The organism is Allobosea sp. Tri-44 (assembly GCF_004123845.1).
Lineage (GTDB): Bacteria > Pseudomonadota > Alphaproteobacteria > Rhizobiales > Beijerinckiaceae > Allobosea.
In genome coordinates this window covers 283,365-299,863 of record NZ_NBDP01000042.1, presented here as the reverse complement: position 1 = coordinate 299,863, position 16,499 = coordinate 283,365, and the positions used below count along the sequence as shown (strand labels likewise).

General features: G+C 67.3%; 14 protein-coding genes. 2 read left to right on the top strand and 12 right to left on the bottom strand.

The genetic code is table 11. The annotated features are described in order from the left end of the window. Nucleotides 1–160 precede the first annotated feature (160 nt). A complete protein-coding gene (aidB, locus tag B6S44_RS24760; RefSeq protein WP_129159534.1) occupies nt 161–979 on the top strand; it encodes an AidB family quorum-quenching N-acyl homoserine lactonase in 819 nt (272 codons plus the stop codon). Between the two features lie 6 nt (nt 980–985). On the opposite strand, the gene recN is transcribed toward aidB, so the two are convergent. The 8 genes from recN to B6S44_RS24720 all read right to left on the bottom strand — a co-directional run bounded on the left by recN (nt 986) and on the right by B6S44_RS24720 (nt 10,827). Then, nucleotides 986–2,674, bottom strand: a complete 1,689-nt coding sequence (gene recN, locus B6S44_RS24755) for a DNA repair protein RecN (protein ID WP_129159533.1) — start codon at nt 2,672–2,674, stop codon at nt 986–988. A gap of 59 nt (nt 2,675–2,733) precedes the next feature. Next, nucleotides 2,734–3,648, bottom strand: a complete 915-nt coding sequence (locus B6S44_RS24750; RefSeq protein WP_129159532.1) for an outer membrane protein assembly factor BamD — start codon at nt 3,646–3,648, stop codon at nt 2,734–2,736. A 279-nt stretch (nt 3,649–3,927) separates the two neighbouring features. Then, nucleotides 3,928–4,875, bottom strand: coding sequence for a UDP-3-O-acyl-N-acetylglucosamine deacetylase (gene lpxC / locus B6S44_RS24745; protein ID WP_129159531.1), 948 nt, complete (start codon nt 4,873–4,875; stop codon nt 3,928–3,930). A 319-nt stretch (nt 4,876–5,194) separates the two neighbouring features. Beyond that, nucleotides 5,195–6,901 carry a cell division protein FtsZ gene (gene ftsZ / locus B6S44_RS24740; protein ID WP_129159530.1) on the bottom strand — a complete coding sequence of 569 codons (1,707 nt, stop codon included), beginning with the start codon at nt 6,899–6,901 and terminating at the stop codon, nt 5,195–5,197. 128 nt (nt 6,902–7,029) lie between these two features. Continuing rightward, nucleotides 7,030–8,355, bottom strand: coding sequence for a cell division protein FtsA (gene ftsA / locus B6S44_RS24735; RefSeq protein ID WP_129159529.1), 1,326 nt, complete (start codon nt 8,353–8,355; stop codon nt 7,030–7,032). Beyond that, nucleotides 8,352–9,287: a cell division protein FtsQ/DivIB gene (locus B6S44_RS24730; protein ID WP_248309741.1), complete on the bottom strand. Its 936-nt coding sequence runs from the start codon at nt 9,285–9,287 to the stop codon at nt 8,352–8,354. Before B6S44_RS24730 ends, ftsA begins: the two co-directional genes overlap by 4 nt. Continuing rightward, nucleotides 9,284–10,198, bottom strand: coding sequence for a D-alanine--D-alanine ligase (locus tag B6S44_RS24725; RefSeq protein ID WP_129159527.1), 915 nt, complete (start codon nt 10,196–10,198; stop codon nt 9,284–9,286). The genes B6S44_RS24730 and B6S44_RS24725 overlap by 4 nt, the downstream gene beginning before the upstream one ends. A gap of 110 nt (nt 10,199–10,308) precedes the next feature. Continuing rightward, nucleotides 10,309–10,827 carry a MarR family winged helix-turn-helix transcriptional regulator gene (locus B6S44_RS24720; RefSeq protein WP_129159526.1) on the bottom strand — a complete coding sequence of 173 codons (519 nt, stop codon included), beginning with the start codon at nt 10,825–10,827 and terminating at the stop codon, nt 10,309–10,311. A gap of 104 nt (nt 10,828–10,931) precedes the next feature. On the opposite strand from B6S44_RS24720, the gene B6S44_RS24715 reads away from it, so the two are divergent. Beyond that, on the top strand, nt 10,932–11,852 hold the full coding sequence (locus tag B6S44_RS24715; RefSeq protein WP_129159525.1) for a DMT family transporter: 921 nt from the start codon (nt 10,932–10,934) through the stop codon (nt 11,850–11,852). Here the strand turns inward: B6S44_RS24715 and murB are convergent. From murB to B6S44_RS24695, 4 genes are read right to left on the bottom strand one after another with little or no spacing between them, the layout of a single operon-like run. Beyond that, nucleotides 11,807–12,730 (bottom strand): UDP-N-acetylmuramate dehydrogenase, encoded by a 924-nt coding sequence (gene murB, locus B6S44_RS24710; protein WP_129159524.1) that lies wholly within the window; start codon nt 12,728–12,730, stop codon nt 11,807–11,809. The genes B6S44_RS24715 and murB overlap by 46 nt on opposite strands. Then, the gene (murC, locus tag B6S44_RS24705; protein WP_129159523.1) at nt 12,727–14,139 is read right to left on the bottom strand and encodes a UDP-N-acetylmuramate--L-alanine ligase; all 1,413 of its coding nucleotides are present in this window, start codon (nt 14,137–14,139) and stop codon (nt 12,727–12,729) included. The genes murB and murC overlap by 4 nt, the downstream gene beginning before the upstream one ends. A 21-nt stretch (nt 14,140–14,160) precedes the next feature. Continuing rightward, on the bottom strand, nt 14,161–15,261 hold the full coding sequence (murG, locus tag B6S44_RS24700) for an undecaprenyldiphospho-muramoylpentapeptide beta-N-acetylglucosaminyltransferase (protein ID WP_129159522.1): 1,101 nt from the start codon (nt 15,259–15,261) through the stop codon (nt 14,161–14,163). Continuing rightward, entirely contained in the window at nt 15,258–16,397 is a 1,140-nt protein-coding gene (locus B6S44_RS24695; RefSeq protein WP_129159521.1) for an FtsW/RodA/SpoVE family cell cycle protein, read from the bottom strand. The genes murG and B6S44_RS24695 overlap by 4 nt, the downstream gene beginning before the upstream one ends. Nucleotides 16,398–16,499: the final 102 nt, after the last annotated feature.

Below are 16,499 nucleotides of genomic sequence, written 5' to 3'. Positions count from 1 at the left end.
CGCCGGGGGCCTGCGACACCCCGACACGCGATTCATAAATGCGATACGCTATGTGATCAAGGTCAGCACCCGTCAAAGCTAGCCACGGGGCCTAGGGTCCGGTGTCGGCGGCGAGAGCTGCGTGATCCAAGAAGAGTGTACTAGAGAGGGGCCAGCGGACATGGGCGAGACTTGGCGGCGGTTCGGCTCGTACGACGTGCTGGCGTTGCATGACGGTATCTTCGAGGCGCCGCTGGACGTCCTGGTCCATGCGGGCGGCCAGGCCGCCCTTGACGAAGCGGTCGCGCGCTGGGGCAAGCCGAAGGTCAGCATCCCGGTCAACTGCTTCGCCCTGAAGGATGCCGACGGGATCACGCTCGTCGATGCCGGCACGGGTCCGTCCTGGGGTGAGGCGATGGGCCATGCGCCCGCCGTCATGGCGAACGCGGGAATTGCCGCAGAGCAGGTCGAGCGTGTCTTGATCACGCATCTGCACGGTGACCATGTGCTCGGACTGTTCGACGGTGATCGCGCCCGTTTTCCCAATGCCGAGATCATCGTGCCGGAAGCCGATCTCGCCTTCTTCGGCGACGAGGCCAATCGCGCGCAGACGCCGCAGAACAGGCAGGGCGGCTTTGCCGTCGCGGCGGCTGTAAACAAGCACTATGCCGGCCGCATCCACCCCGTCGCAGCCGGCACCGTGCGGCCCGGTATCGCGCTGATCCCCCTCCCCGGTCATACCTTCGGCCATAGCGGCTATCTGATCGAAGGCGAGGAAAGCCTTCTGCTCTGGGGCGATGCGCTGCATCTGTCCGACCTGCAGGCTTCGGATCCTGATGTCGGCTTGATCTACGATTTCGACGGCGCCACCGCTGTCACCTCCCGCCGCGCCATCCTCAAGCGCGCCGCGCGCGACGGCTGGATCGTGTCAGGTGGCCATATCGAGGGCTTCAGGCGTGTCGTCGAGAACGGCTCGGGGTACGAACTGATCCCGGCCTGACCAACCTCAGCCCCGTATGCCCGCGGCATCCAGTAGCTTGCCGGCCGCCGCCCGCGCCTCCTCGGTGATCGAGGCGCCGGCAAGCATGCGGGCGATTTCCTCGCGCCGGCTGCCGTCCTGCAAGGGCGAGACGCGGGTGACGGTGCGCTCATCCGCGCCCTCCCCGCCATGGGCCGACTTGGCGATCAGGAAATGCTGCCCGGCCTTGGCCGCGACCTGCGGCGCATGCGTCACCGAGACGACCTGCACCCGCGCTGCCAGCCGCGCCAGCCGCTCGCCAATCGCATCGGCCACCGCGCCACCGACGCCGGTGTCGATCTCGTCGAACACGAGCGTCGGGGCCGAGCCGCGCTCGGCCAGCACGACCTTGAGCGCCAGCATGAAGCGCGAGAGCTCGCCACCCGAGGCGACCTTCATCATCGGGCCCGGCCGCGTGCCGGGGTTGGTCTCGACCCAGAACTCGACGCGGTCGAAACCCTCAGGCCCGCGCGCATCGGGATCGCTGTCGATCTGCGTGATGAACCGGGCGCGCTCCAGCTTGAGCGGCGGCAGTTCTGCCTTGACCGCAGCGTCGAGCGCCGAAGCCGCCCGCGCCCGGCCAGCCGAGAGCGCGGTCGCGAGCGCGACATAAGCCGCTTCGGCCTCGGCTAGCTCCGCTTCCAGCCGCTTCAGCGAGCCTTCGCTTTCGTCGAGCGCGGCGAGGTCTGCCGCCATGGTTTCGGCGAGCGCCGGCAGCGCGTCGACGGGGACATCGAACTTGCGAGCGGCCGCGCGCAGCGCGAACAGCCGCTCCTCGACGCGCTCCAGCACGCGCGGATCGAACTCGGCGGCGCGCACCGCAGCCTGCAGTGTCTCGCCTGCCTCCTCCAGCGCGACCACCGCCGTGGTCAGCGCGGCGATTGAGGGGTCGACCAGCTCCGGCGCCTGCGCGGCGCGGCGCTCCAGGCGGCGCAGCACGCCCGACAGCGCTGAAACCGGCGAGGCTGTGCCGCCGACCGCCTCATAGGCTTCGATAATGTCGCGGGCCACTTTCTCGGCGGCCATCATACCCTGGCGCTGGCTGGCGAGAGCTTCCTCCTCACCAGGCCCGGGGGCGAGTTTGCCGAGCTCGGCCACGGCATGGCGCAGGAAATCCGCTTCCTTGCGCGCTGTCTCGACCCGCATGCGCTGGCTCTGCAGGGCCTGGCGCGCCTTCTTCAGCGCCTCGCTGGCACGGGTGACCTCGCCCGCCAGCTCGGCGAGCTCGCCGAAGCCGTCGAGGATGGTGCGGTGCTGGGCAGGATCGGTCAGCGCCCGGTCGTCATGCTGGCCATGGATCTCGACCAGCGCCGCGCCGATCATGCGCAGGATCTGCACGCTGACCGGCTGATCGTTGACGAAGGCGCGGGTGCGGCCGTCGGCGTATTGCACGCGCCGCAGGATCAGGTCGCCGTCGGTGTCGATCTCCTGCGCCTGCGCGAGCACACGCGCAGGATGCGACATCGGTATGTCGAAGACGGCGCTGACCTGCCCTTGCGTCTCGCCATGGCGGACCAACCCGCCATCGCCGCGGGAGCCTAGCGCCAGCGCGAATCCATCGAGCAGGATCGATTTGCCGGCGCCGGTCTCGCCGGTCAGCACGCTGAGCCCGCCCTCAAAGCCCAGGTCGAGCCGGTCGATCAGTACGATGTCGCGGATCGAGAGCTGAGCGAGCATGCAACTCAGCTCCCTTGTGCCGGCAGGAGATGGCCTCGCCGGGGCACCAGCAGACCGACTTAGAGGCGGCCGAGACCAGTTATCCCCACGACTGCGCGCGTGAAGCCGTTGAAGGCCCGGCTGATATAGGAGCCGCGATCCTCGCGTGGCTGCAGGCCCCCGCTCTCCAGGAGCGTGTAGGCGTCCTTGTACCAGGGGCTATCCGGGAAGTTGTGGCCGAGCACCGCGGCGGCGGTCTGCGCCTCATTGGTGATGCCGAGCGCCATATAGGCCTCGGTCAGGCGCATCAGCGCTTCCTCGACATGGCGCGTGGTCTGGTACTTGGTGATGACGTCACGGAAGCGGCCGACGGCGCCGGTATAATTGCGCTTCTCGAGATAGAAGCGGCCGACATTCATCTCCTTGCCGGCGAGCTGGTCGCGCGCGACCAGCATCTTCTCGCGCACGTCGATCACGTATTCCGACTTCGGATAGCGGTCGAGCAGCTCCTGCATCGCGCGCAGCGCCAGGTCTGTGCGCTCCTGGTCGCGCGTCGCGTCCGGGATCTGGTTGTAATAGGACATCGCCAGGATGTACTGCGCGTAGGCCGCGTCCGGGCTTGCCGGGTTCTGCGCCAGGAAGCGCTTCGAGGCGGTAATGGCGTCGTCGTACTTGGCCGCCTCGTAATTCGCGTAGGCAGCCATGATCAGGCCCCTCTTCGAATAGGGCGAGAACGGAGCCTGCTTGTCGATTTCGTCGAACTTCTTGTTCGCGCCTTCGGTGTCGCCGTTCTGGAGACGGGCGAGACCCTCATTGTAGAGCTTGTCGGCGGGGACCTCCGCCACCACCTCAGGCTTGTAAACCTCGGGACGGTCGAAGGGGTTGAGCGCGCTCATCGTGTCGCAGCCGCCGAGCGCGGCCGCGAGGGCGAGGGCCAGCACCAGGCGTTTGCCGCCGCTGGTCGATTCGCCGGGATTGAATGTCTTCAGCCGCATGACGCTCACTTCATCCGTCCTTGTGACGCCCCTTCGACAAGAGCGCGCGAATTGGCTTAGCGCGCTTTCCGTTCGACCGGAACGGTCGAACGTCAAGAATTCGCGCCAACTTAGTGCTGGAGCATGTTCTCATCGCAAAAGTGGTTCCCACTTTTGCGGAACATGCTCTAGCTCAGAAGCAGCCTTTTCGCCAAGCGTGACGGGCGCTTCATGCAGTGCGATCGCCGTTTCCTACAGGAAACGGGCGAATGCAAGGCGTGGCGTCGCGTAATACCCTGCTCAGTGCAGATCGGGCGCGAGCGCAGCAGGCATCGGGCCAGCCGCCATCTGCACGGCGTGGTGTCCGTAAACCGGCTGGGCCTCGACGATCGCGTAGTTGGCGCGGTCGGCGAACAGGGCCTCGAGGATCCGGACATTCATGCGGTGACCACCGCAATAGGAGCGGAACTCGCCGAGGATCGGATAACCGGCCAGAGCCAAGTCGCCAACGGCGTCGAGGACCTTGTGACGCACGAACTCGTCGGCGTAGCGCAGGCCTTCCGGGTTGATCACCTTGTCGTCGCCGATCGCGACGGTGTTGTCGAGCGAGGCGCCGAGCGCGAAGCCGGCTTTCCAGAGCTGCTCGACATCGCGCATGAACCCGAAGGTGCGGGCGCGGGAAATCTCGCGGGCATAGGCCTCGGGATCCAGATCGAAGATCTTGCGCTGGCGGCCGATGGCCGGGGTGTCGAAGTCGATCTCGACGTCGAGGCGGAAACCGTTCTCGGAAGGAGCGAGCTCGGCGAAGGCGCGGCCGTGCTCGATGCGCACCGGGCGCAGAACCTTGAGATAGCGACGGGTCGCGCCGAGCGCGACGAGGCCAGTCGCCTCGATGGCGGCGACGAACTCGGCGGCGCTGCCGTCCATGATCGGCATTTCAGGACCGTCGATCTCGATCAGCACGTTGTCGAGGCCGAGGCCAGCGCAGGCCGACATCAGATGCTCGATCGTGGCGACGGAGCCGGAAGTCTGGTCGCCGATCACCGTGCACAGCTCGGTGGCGCTGACCTTGTTGTGGCGGGCGTGGATGAGCTGCTCATGGCCGCCGTCCAGTCCCTTGCGCAGGAAGACGACACCGGAATTGGCAGTGGAAGGCCGCAGCGTGAGGCAGGCGGGAGCCCCGGAATGAACGCCGATGCCTTGCAGGGTCACGGGCGAGCGTAGGGTCGTCTGCCGTTCAGCCATCATACTCTGTATCCAATCTCAAACGCGACAATCTTCCGGCCGGCGCCTCGCGGCGCAACCTGGTTCGACGATCGACGCGGTTCCCTGATTTGCAGCGAACTCGGGATTAATCCCGAATCCCCCTACCCGGTGATGCGCTGCAAGATACGCGCAGGCGCACTGGCTTCAAAATCACGCTTTCTTTCGCTCTGTAACAGAGGTTACGAAGCCAGAAAAACTTAACCATCTGATTGATGTTTATGGTTTTTCAGGCGTTAAAAAAGGCCCGGCGGAGATTCCGCCGGGCCATGTCTTTAAACCGGTTGAACCGGAGTCGGAAAGCTCAGTTCGACTGACGGCGCAGGAAAGCCGGAATCTCGAGCTGGTCCTCTTCCGTGTTGCGCGCCGGCGCTGCACGGCCGAGCTGATCGAGCTGCCCCTGGGCCGGCCGGGTGGCTGGCGCTGGCGGACGGCGCATGAACTCGGCATGGGCAGCGCTCGGTCCAGCCGCAGCGACCGAAGGCGCCGGACGCGGAGCCGGAGCCGGAACAGGCGCCACCGGGACATCGGCGTAGTCATCCTCCTTGCGGCCGAAGCCGACCGAGGCGAGGCGCTGCATCAGCGACATGCGCTTCTGCTCGGCCGAAGCCGGTGCGGGAGCAGGCACCGCGCCGCGGCTCTGCGCGATCTGGTGTTGGGCCGGCATCGGCAGGTCCTCGACCCGCGGCATGCGGGTCGGGCGGATGACCGCGCGCTCGGGGGCCGGCGGGATGAAGCTGTCCTCGAAATGCGGCACCGATGCTTCGGGAGCGCGAGTCTCGGCGACCGGTGGCGCCATCATCGCCGGGCGCGGCTGGACCGGCTCGATGCGGACATCGGCGGCATAGGCCGCCGGAGCCGGAGCGCGGACCGGTTCCGGCATCATGGTCTCGGCGACGGGGGCCGGCATCGGAGCCGGAGCCGGGGCAGCAGCCGAGGTGCGGACATTCGGAACGGCCGAGCGCAGCCGCGCCTCGGCCTTCAGCCGCTCGGCGACCTCGGCGATGCGGGCTTCGGTCGGGTCGAGTTCGCCATGGGCGCTCATCGGCTTGTCGATTCCGGTGGCGACCACCGAGACGCGCATCGTGCCTTCAAGCGCCTCGTCGAAGGTGGCGCCGACGATGATGTTGGCCTCGGAATCGACCTCCTCGCGGATGCGGGTGGCGGCTTCGTCGACCTCATAGAGCTTCATGTCGCGCCCGCCGGTGATCGAGATCAGCAGACCGCGCGCGCCCTTCATCGAGACATCGTCGAGCAGCGGGTTGTTGATCGCGGCCTGGGCGGCAGAGAGCGCGCGCTTCTCGCCCTGGGCCTCGCCGGTACCCATCATCGCCTTGCCCATGCCGCGCATCACGGCGCGGACGTCGGCGAAGTCGAGGTTGATCAGGCCGGGACGGACCATCAGGTCGGTGATGCAGGCGACGCCGGAGTAGAGCACCTGGTCGGCCATGCCGAAGGCGTCGGCGAAGCCGGTGTTCTCGTTGGCGACACGGAACAGGTTCTGGTTCGGGATGACGATCAGCGTATCGACCGCTTCGTTGAGCTCACCGATGCCGGCCTCGGCCATGCGCATGCGGCGCTGGCCCTCGAACTGGAACGGCTTGGTGACGACGCCGACGGTGAGGATACCCATGTCGCGGGCGACGCGGGCGATCGCGGGAGCCGCGCCCGTGCCGGTGCCGCCGCCCATGCCGGCAGTGATGAAGACCATGTGCGCGCCGGCGAGATGATCGCGGATTTCGTCGATCACCTCTTCGGCCGCCGCACGGCCGACTTCCGGCTGCGAGCCGGCGCCGAGACCTTCGGTGACCTGGAGGCCCATCTGGATAATGCGCGGGGCGCGGGCGAGTGCGAGTGCCTGCGCATCGGTGTTGGCGCAGACGAAGTCGACGCCGTCGAGCCCGGCCTCGATCATGTTGTTCACGGCGTTGCCGCCGGCGCCGCCGACACCGAACACGGTGATCCGGGGCTTCAGTTCCCGGATGTCCGGGGCTTGCAGGTTCATCGCCATGATTGCCTCTTTCACTGTCTTGTCCGGCTCCTGGCGGGCCGTCCCGTCTTCCACGCCAGGGGCCGTGGCCCCGTTCTGTTAAAGCTCACCCCGGGTCGCCTCGCCTCTCGGCGCCGCGGCCCGCAACTCTAGAAACTCTCGCGCAGCCAGCGGCCGACGCGGGAGAAGTAGCCGTCGGTTGCATGGGCGAAGAAGGACGCCCCTGCCCGCGGCTCGAAATGTTCGACATGCGCGACCTGCGGATAGACCAGCAGGCCGACCGCCGCCGCGAAGGACGGGCCCTTGCCGGCTTCCGGCAGGCCCTTGATTCCGAGTGGCCGGCCGGTGCGGACCTGGCCGCCGAGGATGCGCCGCGCCACTTCCGGCGTGCCGGTGAGCTGGCAGGCGCCGCCGGTGAGCACCACGCGCCGCCCGGCCTCGGCCGAGAAGCCCGCCGCCTTCAGCCGGTCGCGCACCAGTTCGAGGATTTCCTCGACGCGCGGCTTGATGATCCGCACCAGATGCGACTTCGAGAGATGGTTCGGCATGTCGCGCTCGTCGTCGTCGACCTGCGGCACCGCAATCATGTCGCGCTCGTCGGACGGGCTGGCGATCGCCGAGCCATGCAATGTCTTCAGCCGCTCGGCCGCGGAGACCCGGGTCGAGAGCCCGCGCGCCACGTCCATGGTGATGTGATTGCCGCCGACCGCGATCGCGTCGGCATGGGTCAGGTGTCCGCCGGAGAAGACGCCGAGCGAGGTCGTGCCGCCGCCCATGTCGACCACAACGACGCCCATCTCGGCTTCGTCGTCGACCAGGACCGAGAGCCCCGCCGCGTAAGGTGTCGCGACCACCGCCTCGACCTCGAGATGGCAGCGCTCGACCGCGAGCATGACATTGCGCGCCGCAGCCGATTCAGACGCCACGACGTGCATGTCGACCGAGAGCGAGCCGCCGATCAAGCCGCGCGGATCGAGCACGCCGGGCGAGCCGTCGAGTGCGTAGCCGGTCGGCAGCGCATGCAGCACCGCCTTGCCCGGTCGGATGGCATGGTTCGCCGCAGCGGCAAGCACGCGCTTGACGTCGGAGTCGCCGACCGAGCCGCCGCGCAGATCGACGCTGGCGGCGTAATGCTGCGAATTCAGGCGTCCGCCGGTGAGGTTCACGATCACCGACTGGACCTCGACCTTGGCCATGCGCTCGGCTGCATCCACGGCGGCGCGGATGGCCCGCTCGGCGCTTTCGAGATCGATGATCGCCCCGCCCTTCAGGCCGAGCGAGCGTTGATGGCCGATGCCGATGATGCGCGCGACATGGGTACGCCCGCGCAGCCGCTCGTTCGCTTCAGCCGGGTTGAGCTCTGCGATCAGGCAGACGACCTTGCTCGTGCCGATGTCCAGAATCGACAAGGTCGCGCTCTTGCGCGACGACAAGGGCCGCATCCGCGGCGTCAGGCCCTGCGAGGTCAAGCTCATGCCTCGCCGCCCTTCTTCTTCGTCTTGTTCTTGAGCTGCTCGGCCCGCGCGGTCGCGGCTTCTTCGGTCAGGCGCATGGTGACGCGGTCAGGCTGGCGCATGTCGATGGCGATCAAATCCTTCTCGCTGATCCGGAAGTCCTGCTCGAGGCTGGCGAGGCGCTTCACCGCGGCGCCGGCGCCCTGCTCCGGCAGCCTGATGTCGGCGCCGGTATCGAGCTTGAGATTCCAGCGCCGGCCGGCGACGAGGCTACCGGCGCGGATGCGCGCGGCGAACGGGCCGGCCTCGCTGAGCAGCGCGAGATAGTCCTTTGCCTTGAGATTGGCGTCGGCACCGACGACCAGCGGCAGGTTGGCGAAACGGCCATCGTCCATCTTGTCGATCACCGTGCCATCCTGGGCGATGAGGAAAAGCTCGCCCTTGACCTGCCAGAGCGCATAGGGCTCGCGCTCAGTGAGATTGATCGAGATCTCGCCGGGATAGAGCTTGCGGACCGAGGCCTCGCGGATCATCGGCGTGGCCTCGAGCCGCTTGCGGGCCTCGTCCGCATCGAAGAAGGCGAGCGAGATCTTGGGATCGATGCCGGCCGCGACCAGGACCTCGATCTCGGAAAGCCCGCTCAGACCCGAAATGGTGATGCGGTCGATGCCGAGCCCGACGGCCCGGGCCAGCGCATGCCTGGGCTCGCCATAGATCTCGCGGAAGGTCTCGTAATGGCCGCCGAGGATCGCTCCGGTCGTGCCCGTGAGCGCCAGGAAGGCGATCGCCAGCCAGGAGCCGAGGCCGCTCGGCAGCCGCTCGGCCAGCGGCACCGCGACGGCGCTGCGGCGCGAGCCGCGGAACCAGCGGCGCGAGCGCTCGCCGACGAGGAGCTGAGGCCCCGTCACGCGCATCGGCAGGTTGGCGCCGGCAAACACCGGTTCCACCTTCACCGATTTAAGGAGGCGTCCTCCACGATCCATCTGACGAGCTCACCGAAATTCATGCCCGCATGGGCGGCTAATTCGGGCACCAGGCTAGTCTCGGTCATGCCCGGCTGCGTGTTGACTTCCAGCCAGACGAGCGTGTCGCTCTCGTCGTCGTAGCGGAAGTCTGAACGGCTGACGCCGCGGCACCCGATTGCTTGATGCGCCGTTAACGCACACTCTTCGATCCGCTGGTAAATATTCGGTAAAATTTGAGCCGGGCAGATGTGGATTGAACCGCCTTTGGCATATTTGGCGTCGTAGTCGTAGAACTCGCCCGTCGCCGCCCGAATCTCCGTTACCCCCAAGGACTTGCCGTCCATCACCGCGCAGGTCAGTTCGCGTCCGGCGATGAAGGTTTCGGCCAGCATGGTCTCGCCGCAGGGCCAGTCCGGCCGGGCGATCTCCTGGGGTGGGTGCTCGCGGCCTTTCTTAACGATCACCACCCCGACAGATGAGCCTTCGTCGATCGGCTTGATCACATAGGGCGGTGGCAGGGGGTGCCGTTTTGCGGCCTCGAAGCGCGAGACGCTGATGCCGTGCGCGACCGGGACGCCGGCCGCCGACACGACCATCTTGGCCTTGTCCTTGCGGATGGCGAGCGCCGAGGCGAGCACGCCGGAATGGGTATAGGGAATGCCGAGGATCTCGAGCATGCCCTGGATGGTGCCGTCCTCGCCGAAACGGCCATGCAGGGCGTTGAACACAACCTCGGGCTTCAGCCTGGTCAGGACGTCGGCGACGTCGCGGCCGACCTCGACGCGCGTGACGCGGTAGCCGACGCTTTCGAGCGCCCGAGCACAGGCCGCGCCGCTGCTGAGGCTGACCTCACGCTCGACCGACCATCCGCCCATCAGCACTGCGACATGCTTGCTCATCAAGGTTCCTGACACCGAACTCCTCGGGCCGAACCTGAGCCGACATGGTTAACGACGCGTTAACGAAGCGCCTCGTCGGTTAATGGAAGCGCCTCTGTTGCGCGCAGGACTCACTCCACTTCGCCGGCCGCGACCTTGGCCAGCAGGGCCTTGAGCTGGTCGCGCTCGGACGCTCCGAGCGCCGAAAGCAGCCGTTCCTCCGTCGCCACATGCGAGACCACGAGCCGTTCGATCAGCGCGAACCCTTCGGGCGTCAGCAGGATGCGCAGGCTGCGCCTGTCCTGCGGATCGGCCTGCCTTGCGATCAGCTCGCGCTTCTCCAGCCGGTCGAGCCGATTCGTCATCGCCGAGGTCGACAGCATCATGTCCTTGGCGAGCTCGGACGGGGTCAACGAGCCGCCGCGCTCGCCCTGGCGGCGCAAGGTCATCAGCACGTCGAAGCCGGCGAAGTCGAGCTCGGCCCCGGCGAGATTGCCGGCCAGTCCCTGGCGAATGCGCTCGCCTGCGCGCCAGACCGCACCACAGACCGCCATCGGGCTGGGGTCGATGTCCGGCCGGGCCAGCCGCCACTGGGCCAGAATCGAATCCAGTGGCCCGCCCTGCCCATTCGCCTCATCAGCTTGACTCATGGAAATCCCGCGCCTAATTATCCGTCATCAAGTAATTCGATATCGAATTATATGCCGTAGAATAATCCTACGCCACAACACCCTCGATGCAAAGGGAGGCCGCCATGGCCGACACCAAGACCCGCATCCTGCTCGCGACGATCCTGGCGCCCATCCTCTGGGGCTCGACCTATGTCGTCTTCACCCAGACGCTTCCGGTCGAGCACCCGCTGCTCGTCGGGGCGCTGCGCGCTTTGCCCGCCGGTATCCTCCTGATGCTGCTCGGGCCGGGCCTGCCGCCGCGCGACAAGCTCCTGCCGCTCGCCGTCATCGGCTTTGCCAATATCGGCCTGTTCTTCGGCATGCTCTTCCTCAGCGCCTCGCGCCTGCCGGGCGGGCTCGCTGCGACGCTCGGCTCAATGCAGCCGCTGCTCGTCGCCTTCCTCGCCTGGCCGCTGCTGCTACGCAGGCCCGGCCTTGGACAGGTGCTCGCCGCACTCGCTGGCACGATCGGCGTCGGCCTCCTGGTGATCGACGATACCGTGCAGCTCGATGCGATCGGCGTCGCGGCCGCGCTCGTCGGCGCTGCCTCGATGGCAACAGGCACCGTGCTGATCGAGCGCTGGGGCAAGGTCGGCACGCCGCTCGCGCTCGCCGCCTGGCAGCTCACCCTCGGCGGGCTGCTGCTCCTGCCGGTCGCGCTCGCGGTCGAGGGCCTGCCGCCCATGCCGACCGTGCGCAATCTCGCCGGACTGACCTATCTGGTCGTGATCGGCACCGCCTTCGCCTACTGGCTCTGGGTGCGCGGCATCGCCACGATCGGGACGGGCGTCGCCTTCCTGAGCCTGCTCAGCCCGCTGGTCGCGACCTTCCTCGGCGCCGCCCTGCTCAATGAATGGTTCAATGTCCAGCAATGGCTCGGCATCGCCATCATCTTCGGCTCGACCGTCGCCGGCATCCTGCTGTCGCGGCGCAAGTCAGCCGAAGCGGCGCCGCCTGCTCAGGCCGCGACGCCGAACCGCTTGATCTCCCAGTGCAACTCATAGCCTGAGTTGTCCTTGACCCGGCGGCGGACCTCTTCACCCAGTCCCTCGATATCGGCGGCGGTAGCGCCGCCGGTATTGATCAGGAAGTTGCAGTGCATCTCGGAGACCTGCGCCCCGCCGACGCGCAGGCCGCGGCAGCCGGCCGCATCGATCAATTGCCAAGCCTTGCCGCCTTCCGGATTCTTGAAGGTCGAGCCGCCGGTACGTTCCTTGATCGGCTGCGCCGCCTCGCGCGCCGAGGTCACCCGGTCCATCTCGGCCAGGATCGCGGCCTGGTCGCCCGGCCGGCCCTGGAACAATGCCGAGGTGAAGATCATATCGGTCGGCGCGGTCGAGTTGCGGTAGGTGAAGCCCATCTGCGCATGCGAGAAGGTGACGATCTCACCAGCACGCGTCACGCCCCGCGCCTCGACCAGAACGTCGGTGGTCTCGCCGCCATGTGCACCGGCATTCATGCGCAGCGCCCCGCCGATGCAGCCGGGAATGCCGCGATAGAAGGCGAGGCCGTCGAGCGAAGCGTCGGCAGCGGCGCGCGCCACCTTCACATCCGGCACAGCCGTCCCGGCGCGCAGCCGATCGCCCTCCTCGCGGGCGATTTCGCCGAAGGCCTTGCCGGCGAGGCGGATGACAACGCCGGGAATGCCGCCATCGCGCACGATCAGGTTCGAGCCGAGCCCGACCACCGTGACCGGGATTTCGGCCGGCAGCTTACCCAGCAGATAAGCGAGATCGGCCTCGTCCGCCGGGGTGAACAGCACCTGCGCCGGCCCGCCGACGCGGAACCAGGTCAGCCCCGCCATCTCCTGATTGGCGAGCAGCCGTCCGCGCAACTCGGGCGCGGCAGCGAGGATGTCGGCTGAGAGGTCGGGGAAACTCACCGGGAGGTCCCCAGCGCCGCCAGTTCCCCCGGCAGCGCATAAGCCCACTGCGTGATGTTGCCCGCCCCGAGGCAGACGACATAGTCGCCCGGGCCGGCCAGCTCGGCGACCATGCCGGCGAGCTTGTCCGGGGATTCGAGCGGCAGCGTATGGCGATGGCCGCGCGCCTTGATCGCCGCCACCAGCGAATCGCGGTCCACGCCCGGAATCGGCTGCTCGCCGGCGGCATAGACATCGGCGATGATCACCGAATCCGCATCGTTGAAGCAGGCGGCGAAGTCGGCGAACAGGCTGGACAGGCGGCTATAGCGATGCGGCTGCATCACCGCGATGACCTTGCCCTTGGTCGAGGCGCGCGCCGCCTTGAGCACGGCGGCGATCTCGACGGGGTGGTGGCCGTAATCGTCGAAGATCAGCGCGCCGTTCCACTCGCCGGTTTTGGTGAAGCGGCGCTTCACCCCGCCGAAGCCGGCGAGCCCGGCGCGGATCTGCTCCACCGGCACGCCGAGATCATAGGCGACGGCGATCGCGGCGGTCGCGTTGAGCGCGTTGTGATGACCCGGCATCGGCATGATGAGGTCGCGCACCACCTCCTCGCGGCCACGCTTGCGGTCGCGGATGAGCAGCGTGAACTTCGACCGGCCACCGGAGAGGTCGATATCGAGCAGGCGGAAGTCGGCCTGCGGGTTCTCGCCATAGGTGATGACGCGGCGGTCCTCGATCTGCCCGACCTGCTCCTGCACGGTCGGATGGTCGATGCACATCACGGCAAAACCGTAGAAGGGCAGGTTCTCGACGAACGCACGGAAGGCCGCCTTGATCGCGTCGAACGAGCCGAAATGGTCGAGATGCTCCGGGTCGATATTGGTGATGATCGCGACGTCGGCCGGCAGCTTCAGGAAAGTCCCGTCGGATTCGTCGGCCTCAACCACCATCCAGTCGCTCTCGCCCATGCGGGCGTTGGTGCCATAGGCGTTGATGATGCCGCCATTGATCACGGTCGGATCAAGCCCGCCCTTTTCGAGCAGCGTCGCGACCAGCGAGGTCGTCGTCGTCTTGCCATGCGTACCGGCAATGGCGACGCAAGATTTCAGCCGCATTAGTTCGGCCAGCATCTCGGCGCGGCGCACCACCGGCAGGCGCTGCTCGCGCGCCGCCATCAATTCGGGATTGTCGCGCTTGATCGCGGTCGAGACCACGACCACCTCGGCATCGCCGATGTTCTCGGCCTTGTGGCCGACGAAGGTCTTGATGCCCTTCTGCGCCAGGCGCTTGACGTTGGCGCCGTCGGAGGCATCCGAGCCCTGTACCTTGTAGCCGAGATTGTGCAGCACCTCGGCGATGCCGGACATGCCGATGCCGCCAATGCCGACGAAATGGATGGAGCCGAGCTTCGGCGGCAGTTTCATGATGTATCGCGTCCTGAAAGATCAGTTCTGGGCGGTCTGCAGCACGAGCCGCGCCAGGCGGTCGGCCGCATCCGGTATGCCCGCGCTCTTGGCCGCCTGGGCCATCGCCGTCAAGCGCAACGGCTCGGCAAGGAGCACTGACAGTTCGGCGGCGAGGCGCCGCGGCGAGAAATCATTCTGCAGGATCATCATCGCCCCGCCTGCCCTGGCGAGCACGGCGGCGTTGGCGGCCTGGTCCTGATCGAGCGAGCCCGGCAGCGGCACGAGCAACGACGGCCGGCCGATCACCGTGAGCTCGGCGATGGTCGAGGCGCCCGAGCGTGCGATCACCAGATGCGCCGCCGCCATCCGCGCCGGCAGGTCCTTGAAGAAGGGCGCAATCTCGAACTTGATGCCGAGAGAGGCATAGATCTTCCGCACCCGCTCGTCGTCTTCGGCCCGCGCCTGCTGGACGATCGACAGGCGGCTGCGTTCCTCGGGCGAGAGCAACTGCATCGCTGGCGGGACGATGTCGGCCATCACCCGCGCGCCCTGGCTGCCGCCGAAGACGAGGAGATTGATACGTCCGTCCGGCTCGGCATAGGGCGAGACCGCCTCGATCACCGCGGGCCGCACAGGATTACCGACCTGCGTGCACTTTTGTGCCTGGTCCGCCGTTAGCCCCCCGACTTCGGCGAAACCTGTGGCGATCGCCTTGACCCGGCTGGCGAGGAAACGATTGGCCCGGCCGATCACGGCGTTCTGCTCGTGCACCATGGTCGGCACACCCATCAGCGCCGCGGCGAAGACCGGGGGCACCGTCGGGTAGCCACCGAAGCCGACAACGATGGCCGGCTTCAGCTGCTTGATCGCCTGGCGCGCCGCGAGCCCTCCGCGCACAAGCACCAGCGCCGCCTTCGCCATAGCGATCGGCGATTTGCCAAATGGCGTCGCCGCCGGCACCGCATGGATCGACTCAGCCGGGAAGTTGCCGGCGTATTCGGCGGCGCGCGTATCGGTGATCAGCGCCACCCTGGCGCCATGACCGTGCAGGGCATGGCTCAGCGCCTCGGCCGGAAAGAGGTGCCCGCCCGTGCCGCCGGCGGCGAGCACGACGAGCGGCGCCTGCGCTTCTGCGCTCACGAACTGCGCTCCGGCTTGCCGAAGCTCTCGGCGCGCGGCCGCTTGCGGGTCAGCGCCAGGAGGAAGCCGGTGCCAAGCGCCAGCGAGATCAGCGAGGAGCCGCCATAGGAGATGAACGGCAGGGTCATGCCCTTGGCCGGCATCATGTGCAGGTTCACCATCATGTTGATCGCGGCCTGGATGCCGAAGAGCAAGGCGAGGCCAGTGACACCAAGGCGTACGAACGGATCCTCGGCGCGCTGCGCCACGAACAGCGCCCGAAGCACGATGATCGCGAAGAGCAGCACCAGCACCATGCAGACGACGATGCCGAACTCCTCGGCGGTGACCGCGAAGATGAAGTCGGTGTGCGCGTCGGGCAGGATCCGCTTCACCGTGCCTTCGCCCGGACCTTTGCCGAACCAGCCGCCCTGGGCGAAGCTCTCCAGCGCGGTGTCGACCTGGAAGGTGTCGCCCGAGCCCTTGTCCATGAAGCGCTCGATACGGGCGCGCACGTGCGGCACGAGCTCATAGGCGATGAACAGGCCGACGGCGCCGATGCCACCGAGCCCCAATACCCAGAACCAGTGCAGGCCGGCGACGAAGAACAGCCCGGCCCAGACCAGGGTGACCAGGATGGTCTGGCCGAAATCCGGCTGCAGCACCAAGGGCACGATCGTGATCGGCAACAGCAGGAAGGCTATGATCGTGCCCGGCAATTCGGGCCGGCGATGGCCTTCGGCGAAGGCCCAGGCTGCGAGCACGACGAAGGCCGGTTTCAGGAATTCGGAGGGTTGGATCGAGCCGAGCGGCCCGAGCGTCAGCCAGCGCTTGGCGCCTTTGACCTCGACGCCGAAATAGAGCGTGCCGATCACGCCGGCGAGCGAAAACAGGAAGATGACCAGCGCGATCCGCCGCACCTGGCGCGGCGCCAGCAGCGAGGTCGAGAGGAAGATCGCCAGCGCCACCAGCAGATAGACCACCTGGCGGTTGACGAAATGGAAGGTCGATAGGCCCAGCCGCTCGGCGACAGGCGGCCCGCCCGCCATCAGCAGCACCACGCCGGAGACCATCAGCGTCACAAGCGTCGTCAGGATGACGCGGTCGATCGACCACCACCAGCGGCTGCTCAGGCTGGGTTCTGCGCGCGAGACCATCGTTCCAAGGCTCCGTCGACGAGCAGGCAGATCGAAGGCGCCCGCTCCGGCGAATCACTCTGTCAATGAATGGTTAACCGATTGATTCCGATGCCGACGATC